This is a genomic window from Rhodanobacter hydrolyticus (genome assembly GCF_044904645.1).
Genome location: NZ_JADIKK010000008.1, coordinates 1,938,751 through 1,951,880 on the forward strand (window position 1 = coordinate 1,938,751; position 13,130 = coordinate 1,951,880).

Consider the following 13,130-nt stretch of genomic DNA (forward strand, 5'->3'; position numbering starts at 1 on the left):
AACGCTATTTCTTGCTTCCCTTCTTCGGCAGCGCCTGCCACTGACCGGACACGAAGCCGCCCACCTCGTAGACCAGCTCCACCTTCTTCTCGCCGTCCTGCATGGTGACGGGCAGGCTGATCTTTTTCGACTTCTCCAGCAGGGCGATGAAACCCTTGTCGTCGCGGATCATCAGCGCCGGCTCACCCGTGGGCGGCGCAAAGGCCTTGATCGGGTGCGGCTTGTCGTCGAACTTCGCGGCGATGGTGCAATCGCCCTTGCAGACGAATCCGTGGGCGTCGCTGTACAGGAAGGCACTCTGGCCCCAACTGGTGTGCCGGCGCAGCACCAGCCGCACGCGCACGTCGGCGGGCTGGCTCTCGTAGATAGCCGCGGTGGACTGGGTGCCGCCTTCCATCGGCGCCACCTGGTATTGCCACAGCGCAGCGAGGCGCGCCTTTTCGCTGTTCTCCTTCCAGCGCTTCTCGATGTCGGGCAGGGTCTGTTGCACTTCCTTCGCCGCCGCACTGCCGGGGAAGCGCTGCACGATGTCCTCGCCCATCGACACCGCCATCTGGTCGTTGTGTATGCGCAACAACTGGCGATAGGTGTCGAGGTTGCGCGACGCCTCGTCGGCTTGCGCCTGCGCTTGCTGTTGCGCGGCGTCCGGCGCGGGCGCGGGCGCGCCCTGCGAACAACCCGCGAGGATCAAGGTGCCGGCAAGGGCGGCGAGTGCGTAGCGGGAGCGAAACGGCGCAGGGAGCATCGGCGAACATCCGGAGCGGAACCAGCGGTTAGCTTGGAACGATCCCGAGCCGCGACGCAAGCTCATTCGCCCATGGCGGGCTGCCCGCCATAGCGTTCGCGCAGGGCCGCGCGATAACGGCGGCTGCACGGAACTGCCGTGCCGTCGCGCAGGCGCAGGCGCGCATCGCCGCTTTCCAACGGCTCGATCTCGGCAAGGTAGTCGAGGTTGACGAAGTAGCCGCGATGCACGCGCAGGAAACGCGCCGGGTCCAGCCGCGCCTCGATGCCGGCCATGGTGCTGCGCAACGGATAGTCGCGCCCGCGCACGTGCAGGTTCACGTAGTTGCCCGCGGCCTGCAGCCACTCGATCTCGCTGGCGTTGAGCAGGAACTCCTTGCCCAGCTTGCGCACCAGGAAACGTACCGGCCGCTCGACCGGCTCCACCGGCGGCCCATCATCCGGTTCGGCCAGCAGCTTCGCCTCGCCTTGCTGGCGCAGCAACCACAGCCGCGACAGGCAGATCAGCGCGACGATGGTGAAATAGCTGCGGATGTCCTTCAGATACTCGTAGCCGAAGTTCGGCCACCACGCGCCGAAACGGTAGTGGTGGCCGGCCATTCCGTAAGCCAGCTTGCGCAGCCCGACCATGCCGGCCACGTGCACCAGGCTGAACGCCACGCTGGCCAGCAGATGCCACGGCAGGCTGTGGCGCCACGTATCGAAGCGGAATGGCCAGCGCCGCTCCGCCGCCTTGACGAAGGGAATCAGCAGCAGGACCAGCAGCGCGCTGCTCGATTCCCTCACCCATGGCTCCCAGGCTGCCGTGCGGGCATCGTCGATCTGCGCAACGATGCAGTTGAACACCGTATTGAGAGCGAACAGCGCCACCCAGAAGGCCACCTCGACCGAGGTGTGCCAACGCTGGAAATCCCTGTATCCGACATCCGCCTGCTCGTTCATCCCGGCGATTCTACGTGGCCGCGCGGGAATCCCCATGCGCCCCGTCCCGCGTCGAAGTCGGTTCGTCCCTGGCCGCCCACGATCTGTCACCACTCGCTGGGATTGGCGGCGGTACAGTCCCATGCTGGCCGCTGTCCATCCCGTCCGGAGCGATACGATGAAAAGGCGCGACTTGTTGAAGGCTGCCGCCACCCTTCCGCTGCTGCCCTTGCTTATGCGCAGCGGCACGAGCCTGGCGCGCGGCGTCGGTGCGCTCGCAACCACCTTGCGCTCGCGGGTACGTCCGGGCCAGCCAGGCTGGCCCACGGCCACGGAATGGGAGCAACTGAAACGGCAGGTCGGTGGCCGGTTGCTGAAGCTGGAGCCACCATTCGCCCATGGCGAGGCGTCGCAGACACTCAAGCAACTGGACAACCCCTTCGCGGTGGGCGACAACCCGGCACTGACCCAGACCAGTGGCTGGGCCAACGCATGGACCTCCCAACCCAGCGCCTACGCAGTGGCGGCGGAAAGCGCGGCCGACGTGGTCGCCGCCGTCGACTTCGCGCGCCGGCACCACCTACGGCTGGTGGTAAAAGGCGGCGGCCACAGCTACCAGGGCACCTCGGACGCACCGGATTCGTTGCTGGTGTGGACGCGCCACATGAACCAGGTGAGCCTGCACGATGCCTTCGTGCCGCAAGGCTGCGCCGGCTTCGTGGCACCGCAGGCGGCGGTGAGCGTGCAGGCGGGCGCCATGTGGATCGACGCCTACAGCGCCGTGACCACCCGTGGTGGCCGTTACGTACAGGGCGGCGGCTGCACCACGGTGGGCGTGGCCGGGCTGGTGCAGAGTGGCGGCTTCGGCAGCCTGTCGAAGCGCTGGGGCACCGCGGCGTCCAACCTGCTGGAAGCGGAAGTCGTCACCGCCGACGGCGAGGTGCGCATCGCCAATGCCCGCACGAACCCGGAACTGTTCTGGGGTCTCAAGGGCGGCGGCGGCGGCAGCCTTGGCGTCGTCACGCGACTGACCTTGCGCACCTTCGAGCTGCCCGAGTTCTTCGGCGCGGTCAACCTCACCATCAAAGCCAGCTCGGACGCGGCTTACCGCGCCTTGATCGCCGAGGCGGTGAGCTTCTATCAACGCGCGCTGTTCAATCCGCACTGGGGCGAGCAGCTGAAATTCTACGGTGGCGACACCTTCGAAGTTTCCATGATGTTCCAAGACCTCACCAAGCAGCAGGCAGAACAGACCTGGGCACCCTTCCTGGCCTGGGTACAGGCCCGCAGGGATTGCCGCGTCACCAAGCCATTCGAGGCGCTGGCGGCACCGGCCCGGCATCTCTGGGATGCCGAATTCCTGCGCAAGCACCTACCGAACGCCATCGTGCCGGACGACCGGCCGGATGCGCCCCGCCACCACTTCGCGTGGGCCGGCGACCGCGACCAGGCGGGCTGGTTTATCTATGGCTACCAGTCCGCGTGGCTGCCTGCTTCGCTACTGCAACCGGGACGGCAGACGCCGTTGGTAGATGCTTTGTTCGAGGCTGCGCGGCACTTCGGCGTCTCACTGCATCTCAACAAGGGCCTGGCTGGCGCACCGGCGGACGTGATCGCCCGCGCCCGCGACACCGCCACGCATCCACAGGTGCTTGACGCCTTCGCCCTCGCGATCAGTGCCAATGGCGGCGATCCCGCCTTTCCCGGCATGCCGGGCGGGAAGCCCGACCTGGCCAGGGCGCGGCGCGATGCCACAGCCATCGAACATACGATGGCCGCGTTGCGCGCCGTAGCGCCGGATGCGGGCTCCTACGTCTCGGAAAGCGACTACTTCCTGCACGACTGGCAGCAGGGCTTCTGGGGCAGCAACTATCCGCGCCTCGCCGCGGCGAAGCGCAAGTACGACCCGGACGGCCTGTTCTTCGTGCACCACGGCGTCGGCAGCGAGGACTGGAGCCCGGATGGTTTCACCCGGTTGCGGACGTAGCACGCAACCCGCTCGGTTTTCGCTGTCCAGCGTGGAGTCGAGATGCTCCACGCTGGCGATCTCGTCCAGCCATATCCTGCGGTGCCAATCGGGTTCGTCGGGCCGCTCCAACCGCAGCCCGCTGTCGATGCCCTGGCGTTGCTCGGCAGGGTCGAAATAGACCTGCGCGCTGGCACGTTCCGCGATCACGCCTTCGCAGATGCCGCCGTCTTTCAGCGTCAGGCGCACGTGCCCATTGGCGGAAAGCTTGCTCGCTATCGCTTGAAGTGCCGCTACGGCGGCCGGATCGGAATAGACATGCCTGGCGAACCTGCCCATCGGTACATATCTCCTCGGGGAAGGCCGCTCCCACGGTAGCCGCGTGCGGGGAAAGCCCGGATCAAATCCGCGGCATGGCGACGTCAAGCCGCGCCGGCTGCCGGCGCAGGCGGCGCGGCTACAATGCGCGCACCCCAAGGATTTCCATGTCGAACCCCACACTCCCTTCCGCTGCCGCGGATTCCCCGCTGCGTCATCGTGCCTTCGTGCAGTTCTGGTGCGCACGCATCGCCTCCGGCTTCGGTTTCCAGATGCTGTCGGTGGCGGTGGGCTGGCAGATCTATGCGATCACCGGGCGCGCCTTCGATCTCGGCCTCATCGGCCTGGTGCAGTTCTTCCCCTCGGTGTTGCTGGCGCTGCCGGCCGGGCACGTGGCCGACCAGTTCGAACGGCGACGTGTGGTGCTGATCGGACAGATCGTGGAGTGGACGGCCATCGTGCTGCTGGCCGTGCTGACCCTGCTGGGCCGCGTCCACGAAGCAGGCATCCTGCTGCTGGTATTCGTGATCGGGGTAGCCAAGGCCTTCGAGTCGCCGTCGATGCAATCCCTGCTGCCGGCGCTGGTGCCCCCGGCGATCCTGCCACGTGCGGTGGCAGTGAGCGGCTCGGCGTTCCAGATGGCGATGATCCTCGGGCCTGCGGTGGGCGGCCTGCTCTACGTTGCGGGTCCCGGTGTGGTCTACCTGAGTGCCGCCGCGCTGTACCTGGTCGCCGCCAGCATGATGGCCATGCTGCGCTACGAGCAGGCGCCACCGAAGCGCGAGCCAGCCACGCTGAAGACGCTGTTCGCGGGTGTGCACTTCATCCGCGAGCGCAAGGACGTGCTGGGCGTGATCTCGCTGGACCTGTTCGCCGTGCTGCTGGGCGGCGTCACTTCGTTGTTGCCGATCTTCGCGCGCGACATCCTGCATACCGGACCGTGGGGACTGGGCTTGCTGCGCGCGGCACCTGCAGTGGGTGCGCTGCTGATGTCGCTGTGGCTGGCGAAGCACGACCTGCAGCGACGCGTGGGCATGACCATGTTCGCCGCAGTGGCGGGCTTCGGCGTGGCCACCCTGGTGTTCGCGATCTCCGGCACGCTGTGGCTGTCGCTGGCCGCGCTGTTCGCGCTGGGCGCATTCGACATGGTGAGCATGGTGATCCGCGGCTCGCTGGTACAGCTGGACACACCTGACGCAATGCGCGGCCGGGTCAATGCGGTGAACTCCATCTTCATCAACACTTCCAACCAGCTCGGCGAATTCGAATCGGGCATGCTCGCCGCCTGGCTGGGCGCGGTGGGCTCCGCGGTGGTCGGCGGCCTGGGCACGCTGGTGGTGGTCGGCCTGTGGATGGCGATGTTCCCCGGCCTGCGCCGGCGCCAGAGCCTGCATCTGGAAGAACCTGCCAACGAGGCGCTGGGTACCACCGAATCGGTGTAGGTCCTGCGGCAGTGGGCGCCGCCGTCGCAGGCGGCTAGGATCGGCGGATGAACACACTCGCCATCCTCCGCGCCGCCGGCGCCGCCCTCGTCCTGTCCGTCCTCGCACCCGCCGCGCGTGCGACCGACGACGGCCCGCGCATCCTGGTCAGTTTCACCGCGCAGGCACATGCGCAGCCGGTAACCGGCCGCGTCTATGTGGCAATCAGCCGCGACGCGGACAAGCCGCCGATCGAGGAAGCCGACGTCACCGGCGTGCCGCTGTTCGGCCATGACGTGGCTGCGCTGACGCCGGGCCAGGTCGTGGCGATCGATGCCAGCGATTTCGGCGCGCCGCTGGCCAGCCTGCGCCAGCTGCCCGCCGGCGACTACTGGATGCAGCCCTTCGTCAACGTCTACACCGAGTTCAAGCGTGCCGACGGCCACACCGTATGGCTGCACATGGACCAGTGGGAAGGCCAGGACTGGAAGCACTCGCCCGGCAATCTCTACGGCAAGCCGGTGAAGGTGCATTACGACCCGGCCGCGCCGACGCCCTTGCATCTGATCGCCGACCAGGTGATCGCGCCGATCCCGTTCCCCAAGGACACGCCCCAGGTCAAGCGCTTCCGCATCCAGAGCAAGCTGCTCAGCGCCTGGTGGGGCCACCCGATCTACCTGGGTGCGACCGTGCTGCTGCCGAAGGATTACGACAAGCATCCCGGCATGCGCTATCCGGTGATCTACGAACAGGGCCACTTCTCCACCGCGGCGCCGGGCGGCTTCGACCGCCCCAAGAGCGGCTTCCGCGACTACTGGCTGGCCGACGGCACACCGCGCTACATCATGGTGAGCCTGCAGCATCCCTCGCCCTACTACGACGACTCCTACGCGGTGAACTCGGCCAACGAAGGCCCCTACGACGATGCCATCCACCAGGAACTGCTGCCGGAGATCGCGCGGCGCTTCCGCACCATCGAGCAACCCTGGGCACGCATCCTCGAAGGCGGCTCCACCGGCGGCTGGATCACGGTGGCGCAGACCGTGTTCCATCCGGCGTTCTACGGGGGCGCGTTCGCCTCGTGTCCGGACGCGCTGGATTTCCGCTACCACCAGGTGGTGAACATCTACGACGACGCCAACGCCTACTGGATCGACAAGGGCTGGGTGAAGGTCGAGCGCGTGGACATGCGCCAGCCGGACGGCAACATCAAGGCGATGATGAAGGACGAGAACTGGTACGAGCTGGCGGTGGGCGACCACGACCGCTCCGGCGGCCAATGGGACATCTGGGAGTCCGCCTTCGGCCCGGTGGGCGCGGACGGCTATCCGCAGCGCTTGTGGAACAAGCGCAGCGGCGACATCGACCACGCGGTGGCGGAGTATTGGAAGCAGCACTTCGACCTGCGCTACCTGCTGCAGACGCACTGGCCCGAGCTGGGGCCGAAGCTGGCCGACAAGCTGCACATCTATGTCGGCGACATGGACACCTACAACCTCAACATGGGCGTGCGCGAAATGGACGCCTTCCTGCACAGTGCGCGCGATCCCGCCTTCGGCGGCAGCATCACCTATCAGCCGATGGCGCCGCATTGCTGGGGACCGCGCGGCAAGGAGCTGATCGAAGACATCACCCACTACATCGACAGCCACGCGCCCGCGGACGCGGACCTCAAGAGCTGGCGATACTGAGAGCAAGACTACGCTGTTGCCCGGTGCGCACAAACCCGCGCGCCCGTCATGCCCACCACGGAGAGTCGCGCATGTCTGTACCACCGCCGCTGCGTTCCACCTTCGTCACCGTATTGGCGTGGGTGTTCATCGGCATGGCCGGCTTCGCCACGCTGATCGCCGCGCTGCAGAACCTGATGTTGCAGTGGTTGTTCCTGCCGGCGATGCAGGCGCAGCCCATGCCGCCGCTGCCGCAGGGGATGCCGGTTCCGATGCAGTGGATGTTCGGGCATATGGCCTGGTTCTTCCGCGCCTTCCTGCTGGTCTCCAGCCTCACCCTGATCGCCGCCATCGGCCTGTTGCGCCGGCACGAGTGGGCACGACGCATGTTCATGGGCCTGATGGGCTTCGCCATCGCTTACCACCTGCTCGGATTGGCATGGCAATGGTGGTTCATGGGATCGATGGACACCTTTGTGCACGCACCCGGCATGCCTGCGGATGCAGGCGCGGTCATGCATGGATTCATGCGCGCCATCCAGCTGTTCAGCACGCTGATGGCACTTGGTTTCTGCGTGCTGTTCGGCTGGATCATCCGTCGCCTGCACAGCGCACGGGTGCGTGACGAATTCCGTCCGTGGGTGGCTTCGTCCTGAACGCAGCCACGCAGCCTTTACGCACTGCTCACAACAGCGCTGGCAGCGTGAAGGCGTTATCCGCAGGAGTCCGCCATGAGCACACGCCGCAACATCGAACGAAGCATGGATGAACTCGGCGACCGCGCCCGCCATTGCGCCGACGACGCCAACGCCACCGCCCGTGACTGGATCGCCCGCGGTAGGCGCGCGGCGGGGCGTTTTGATGGCGAGGGCTATCAGCGCCGGCTGGCGCGCGCCGCCGAGGACTTCGTCGACGAAACGAACTATCGCTACCGCCGGCTGAAGCGCCAGGTTAACCGTCACCCGGTCGCCACCGCCACGATCGTGGCCGGCGCCATCGGTGCCTTCCTGCTGCTGCGCCGGGCTTTGCGCAGCAGCGACGAGGAGTGAACCCGTTGCGCCGCACTCCATACGCCGGATGGTGAAAAGCACCTCGATGCAAGGCGCAGCACGTTTTAGTCGATCCACGGACCGATAGGCTTCCGGCCATCTCGAAATCGGACCCGATAGTGCACACGTGGCGCGATAGCCGCGCATCCGTTCCGCCTGCGCCGCACTGAGTTTGCGCTGGACGAGACGGCAAACGAGCCGACTCGTCCAGCCGGTCTCGACTGCAGGCCCTTCTTGAATGCACCCATGCGCATCGGGCATGGGCTCGCAGCGGCTCCAGACAGGCTTGCGTCATGCCGAGCCGATGCGCAATACCGGCATGGCGGCCCCTCTGACCGAACGCAATCGTGCGCAGGCATGCCGCGGCCAGGGCAGTCGCCCGATGGAGACCTTGCGGTGCTCGCAAGCCTTATGCTTGGCCGTCGTTGCCGCCCATCGGTCCCACCATGTCCACGCAAGATCTCCGCTTCCACCATCCGCTCGCGTTCTGGTTGGGTTGCATCGCCGTGGCGACCGGCGTGGTGCTGCACCTGCCGATGTTCCTGATGGCCGCGCCGATGCACTACCACCTTGCCGGCATGCCGATGGACACCGGCATGATGATCGGCATGGTGCTGATCCCCGGTGGCGTGCTGTTGGCCGGGTACGGGCTGATGCCGCGGCTGGCGCAATTGCGTCACAGCCGGCGCGACCACGGCCGCCGGCCGCACCTGCATATCGCCGACAGCGTACCGCTGAACCGCGCGCACTGGGCGCTGGCCGCTGCGTTGGCGGTGGCATTGGCGATCGACGTGATGAAGCCGGCCTCGCTGGCCTTCGTGATGCCGGGCGTGACGACTGAGTACGGCATCGACATGACGACCGCAGGCTGGCTGGCGCTGTCGGCGCTCACCGGCACGGCACTCGGCTCGCTGGTGTGGGGCCGCATGGCCGACCTGTTCGGCCGACGCGCGGCGATCCTGCTCTCGGCGCTGTTGTTCATGGGTACGGCGATCTGCGGCACGATGCCGGCGTTCGGCTGGAATCTGGCGATGTGCTTCATGATGGGCGCAGCGGCTGGCGGCATGCTGCCGATCGCCTTCACCCTGATGGCCGAGACCGTACCCGCAGCCCATCGCGGCTGGTTGCTGGTGGCGCTTGGCGGCCTGGGCACTTCAGCCGGCTATCTCGCCGCCTCGGGCGCGGCCACCGCCCTGGAACCGACCTTCAGCTGGCGCGCGCTATGGCTGCTGAACCTGCCGACCGGTGCGTTGATCGTGTTCATCAACCGCTATATCCCGGAGTCGCCGCGCTTCCTCGCCGATGCCGGACTGCATGCGCAAGCGCGCGCCGTGCTCGCACGCTTCGCCGGTTCGCCCGCGGCGCTGCGCGAAGATCCCACTGGCGTGGACAGCGATCCGCCGATCCTGGAAAGCGCGCATCCGGCCGCCGACCTGCGCCAGTTGCTGCGCGGCCGGCATGCAAGGCTCACGCTGGGGTTGTGCACCTGTGGCCTGGCCTGGGGGCTGGTGAACTTCGGCTTCCTGCTGTGGCTGCCGGCCAATCTGGCCAAGCTCGGCATGGACGCCCATGCCGCCAGCTTCCTGCTCGCACGCTCGGCGCTGCTGGCGGTGCCGGGCACGGCGGCCGTGGTGTGGCTGTACCAGCGCTGGAGCAGCTTCCGTACCCTGGTGCTGTTCATCGCGCTGACCGCGGCATCGCTGGCCACGTTCTGCACCCTCGCCTTCGTCGGAGCGAGCGCCGATGGCGCCATGGTCGCCGCTACGGCGGGGTTGCTGGTGAGCAGCGGCGGGGTGATCGCCACGATGATCCCGTACGCGGCGGAGATCTATCCGGTGCACCTGCGCGGCAGCGGTTCGGGCCTGATCGCCGCCAGCTCCAAGTTCGGCGGCATCCTCGGCGCGGCGCTGGGCGTGCTGGGGCTGTTTGCGCACTTCGCGCTGTCGGCGCTGCTGATCGCATTGCCGATGGCCATGGCCGGCTGGCAACTGGCACGCCACGGCGTGGAGACGCGCGGGCATGCACTGGAGGCGATACAGCGCACGCTGTCGGAGTGAGCGCGCACAAATCCTTTGGAGGTCGCCCACGATCGCCGGAATCAAGCGACTGGCGATGGATGGCCATGCCTTCCAAGAGAAAGCCCGCCTTCCGGCGGGCTTTCTGTTTGCGGCAACCGACTCAGACGGTAAGCGGGTTGGGCTTCTCCGGATCGAGCTTGTACTCGCGGATGGCACGGGCGACGTCCTTGGCGTTGACCTTGCCGTCCTTCGCCAGCGCGGCCAGCGCGGCGTGGGCGATCCAGTAGCGGTCCACCTCGAAGAAGCCGCGCAGGTGCTCGCGCGTGTCCGAGCGGCCGAAGCCGTCGGTGCCGAGCACGGTGTAACGCATGCCATCGGGGATGAAGGCGCGGATCTGGTCGGCGTATTCGCGCACGTAGTCGGTGGCGGCGACGGCCGGACCCTGGCGACCCTGCAACAGCCCGGTGATGTGCGGCACGCGCTGCTCGGCTTCCGGATGCAGGCGGTTCCAGCGTTCGGCGTCGAAACCGTCGCGGCGCAGCTCGACAAAGCTTGGGCAGGACCAGATGTCGGCGCTGACGCCGAAGTCCTTTTCCAGCAGCTCGGCAGCGGCAATGACTTCGCGCAAGATGGTGCCCGAGCCGAGCAGCTGCACGCGCGGCTCGCCCTTCTTCGGCTTGCCGGCGTCCTTGAACAGATACATGCCCTTGATGATGTCCTCCTCGACGCCTTGCGGCAGGTCGGGGTGGCTGTAGTTCTCGTTCATCACGGTGATGTAGTAGTAGACGTCTTCCTGCTCCTGCACCATGCGGCGGGTACCGTCCTGCAGGATCACCGCCACTTCATATGAGAACGTGGGGTCGTACGACTTCACGTTGGGGATCGCACCGGCCATCAGATGCGAGGAGCCGTCCTCGTGCTGCAGGCCTTCGCCGTTGAGCGTGGTGCGACCCGCGGTGCCGCCGATCAGGAAGCCGCGCGCGCGCATGTCGCCGGCCGCCCAGGCCAGGTCGCCGATGCGCTGGAAGCCGAACATCGAGTAGTAGATGAAGAACGGCAGCATTGCCTGGTTGCTGATGCTGTAGCTGGTGGCCGCAGCCATCCACGCCGCCATGCCGCCGGCCTCGGAGATGCCTTCCTGCAGCACCTGGCCCTTCTGGTCTTCGCGGTAGTACAGCAGTTGGTCGGCGTCCTGCGGGCGGTACTTCTGGCCGAACGGCGCGTAGATGCCGATCTGGCGGAACATGCCTTCCATGCCGAAGGTGCGCGCTTCGTCGGCGACGATGGGCACGATGCGCTCGCCGATCTGCTTGTCGCGCAGCAGCAGGTTCATGCCGCGCACCAGCGCCATGGTGGTCGAGATCTCGCGCTCGCCGGTGCCCTTGGTGATCTGCTCGAACGCCGAGAGTTCCGGCGCCTTGAGCTTGGCGTCGGCATGGCGGCGGCGCTGCGGCAGGAAGCCGCCCAGCGCACGGCGGCGCTCCATCATGTATTCCACTTCCGGCGAGTTCTTGCCCGGGTGGAAGTAAGGCACGTCGCCCAGCTTGTCGTCGGCGACCGGGATGTTGAAGCGGTCGCGGAAGTGGCGCACGGCTTCGGCGTCCAGCTTCTTCTGCTGGTGCGTGGGGTTCTGCGATTCGCCGGCCGCGCCCATGCCGTAGCCCTTCACGGTCTTGGCCAGGATCACCGTGGGCATGCCCTTGGTGTTCACGGCCTGGTGATAGGCGGCGTACACCTTGTGCGGATCGTGGCCGCCGCGGTTGAGGCGCCAGATGTCGTCGTCCGACAGGTTGGTCACCATCTCACGGGTTTCGGGGTACTTGTTGAAAAAGTGCTCGCGCGTATAGGCGCCGCCGAAGGCCTTGCAGGCCTGGTACTCGCCGTCGATGGTTTCCATCATCAGCTTGCGCAGCACGCCGTTCTTGTCGCGCGCGAGAAGTGGATCCCAGTAGCTGCCCCAGATCACCTTGATGGCGTTCCAGCCGGCGCCGCGGAACACGCCTTCCAGTTCCTGGATGATCTTGCCGTTGCCGCGCACCGGACCGTCGAGGCGCTGCAGGTTGCAGTTGATCACGAAGACGAGGTTGTCCAGGCCTTCGCGGCCGGCCAGCGAGATGGCGCCGAGGGATTCCGGCTCGTCGGTTTCGCCGTCGCCCATGAAGCACCAGATCTTGCGGTCGCTCTTCGGAATCAGGCCGCGGTGCTCGAGGTACTTCCAGAACTGCGCCTGGTAGATCGCCTGGATCGGGCCCAGGCCCATCGACACCGTGGGCACCTGCCAGTAATCCGGCATCAGCCAAGGGTGCGGGTAGGAGGACAGGCCGCGGCCCTTGCCCGCCACTTCCATGCGGAACAGGTCGAGCTGCTCTTCGCCGACGCGCCCTTCAAGGAACGAACGCGCGTAGATGCCGGGGCTGGAATGGCCCTGATGGAACACCAGATCGCCCGGATGGTCGGCGCTGGGTGCCCGCCAGAAATGGTTGAAGCCCACGTCGTACAGCGTGGCGGAGGAAGCGAAGCTGGCGATGTGGCCGCCCAGTTCGCCCGGTTTGCGATTGGCGCGCACCACCATCGCCATCGCGTTCCAGCGGATCAGCGTGCGGATGCGCCATTCCATCGCCGCGTCGCCCGGCATCTTCGCCTCGTTGGCGGGCGCGATGGTGTTGACGTAGGCGGTGGTGGGATCGAACGGCAGGTAGCCGCCGGCACGACGCGTCGAATCGACCATCTGCTCAAGCAGGAAGTGCGCGCGCTCGGTGCCGTCGTGGTTGATGACCGCGTTGAGCGAGTCGATCCACTCGCGGGTTTCGGTGGGATCGAGATCCTGGTTGAGGATGTCGTCGAGTTGATCCATGGGGGATTCTCCGCGGCGCCGGACGGCGCAATGCCTGAAAGGAAAGCGGCCACCGAGGGGAAGCGGCAGGCCGACACCCGAGTTTAGCTTTCGCGGCTGGCCGCTGCCAGTTGGACGTCCGTCTATGTGGGCCATGCGGTGGCGCATGGCGGCTGGCTCTCTCCCTCTC

9 protein-coding genes and 1 pseudogene are annotated in these 13,130 nt (G+C 66.9%); 6 read left to right on the plus strand and 4 right to left on the minus strand.

The genetic code is table 11. The features are described from left to right. Positions 1-4: 4 nt before the first annotated feature. Both ISP25_RS11400 and ISP25_RS11405 read right to left on the minus strand, forming a co-directional pair. A complete protein-coding gene (locus ISP25_RS11400; protein WP_404613974.1) occupies positions 5-745 on the minus strand; it encodes a hypothetical protein in 741 nt (246 codons plus the stop codon). Positions 746-807: 62 nt separating this feature from the next. After that, positions 808-1,686, minus strand: a complete 879-nt coding sequence (locus tag ISP25_RS11405; protein WP_404613976.1) for a LytTR family DNA-binding domain-containing protein — start codon at positions 1,684-1,686, stop codon at positions 808-810. Positions 1,687-1,843: 157 nt separating this feature from the next. Between ISP25_RS11405 and ISP25_RS11410 the strand changes: the two genes are divergently transcribed. After that, on the plus strand, positions 1,844-3,652 hold the full coding sequence (locus ISP25_RS11410) for an FAD-binding oxidoreductase (RefSeq protein WP_404613978.1): 1,809 nt from the start codon (positions 1,844-1,846) through the stop codon (positions 3,650-3,652). 57 nt (positions 3,653-3,709) lie between these two features. Here the strand turns inward: ISP25_RS11410 and ISP25_RS11415 are convergent. Further along, a pseudogene (locus tag ISP25_RS11415) lies at positions 3,710-3,970 on the minus strand (DUF3247 family protein); the annotation flags it as partial. Between the two features lie 146 nt (positions 3,971-4,116). Between ISP25_RS11415 and ISP25_RS11420 the strand changes: the two are divergent. The 5 genes from ISP25_RS11420 (at position 4,117) to ISP25_RS11440 (ending at position 10,146) form a co-directional block, all read left to right on the plus strand. Then, the gene (locus tag ISP25_RS11420) at positions 4,117-5,391 is read left to right on the plus strand and encodes an MFS transporter (RefSeq protein WP_404613980.1); all 1,275 of its coding nucleotides are present in this window, start codon (positions 4,117-4,119) and stop codon (positions 5,389-5,391) included. Between the two features lie 47 nt (positions 5,392-5,438). Next, on the plus strand, positions 5,439-7,061 hold the full coding sequence (locus ISP25_RS11425; RefSeq protein WP_404613982.1) for an alpha/beta hydrolase-fold protein: 1,623 nt from the start codon (positions 5,439-5,441) through the stop codon (positions 7,059-7,061). Positions 7,062-7,132: 71 nt separating this feature from the next. Next, entirely contained in the window at positions 7,133-7,696 is a 564-nt protein-coding gene (locus tag ISP25_RS11430; protein ID WP_404613984.1) for a hypothetical protein, read from the plus strand. 75 nt (positions 7,697-7,771) lie between these two features. Then, the gene (locus ISP25_RS11435) at positions 7,772-8,089 is read left to right on the plus strand and encodes a hypothetical protein (RefSeq protein WP_192158550.1); all 318 of its coding nucleotides are present in this window, start codon (positions 7,772-7,774) and stop codon (positions 8,087-8,089) included. 446 nt (positions 8,090-8,535) lie between these two features. Continuing rightward, a complete protein-coding gene (locus ISP25_RS11440) occupies positions 8,536-10,146 on the plus strand; it encodes an MFS transporter (protein ID WP_404613986.1) in 1,611 nt (536 codons plus the stop codon). Positions 10,147-10,267: 121 nt separating this feature from the next. On the opposite strand, the gene aceE is transcribed toward ISP25_RS11440, so the two are convergent. Next, positions 10,268-12,961 (minus strand): pyruvate dehydrogenase (acetyl-transferring), homodimeric type, encoded by a 2,694-nt coding sequence (aceE, locus tag ISP25_RS11445; protein ID WP_192158546.1) that lies wholly within the window; start codon positions 12,959-12,961, stop codon positions 10,268-10,270. Between the last annotated feature and the right edge of the window lie 169 nt (positions 12,962-13,130).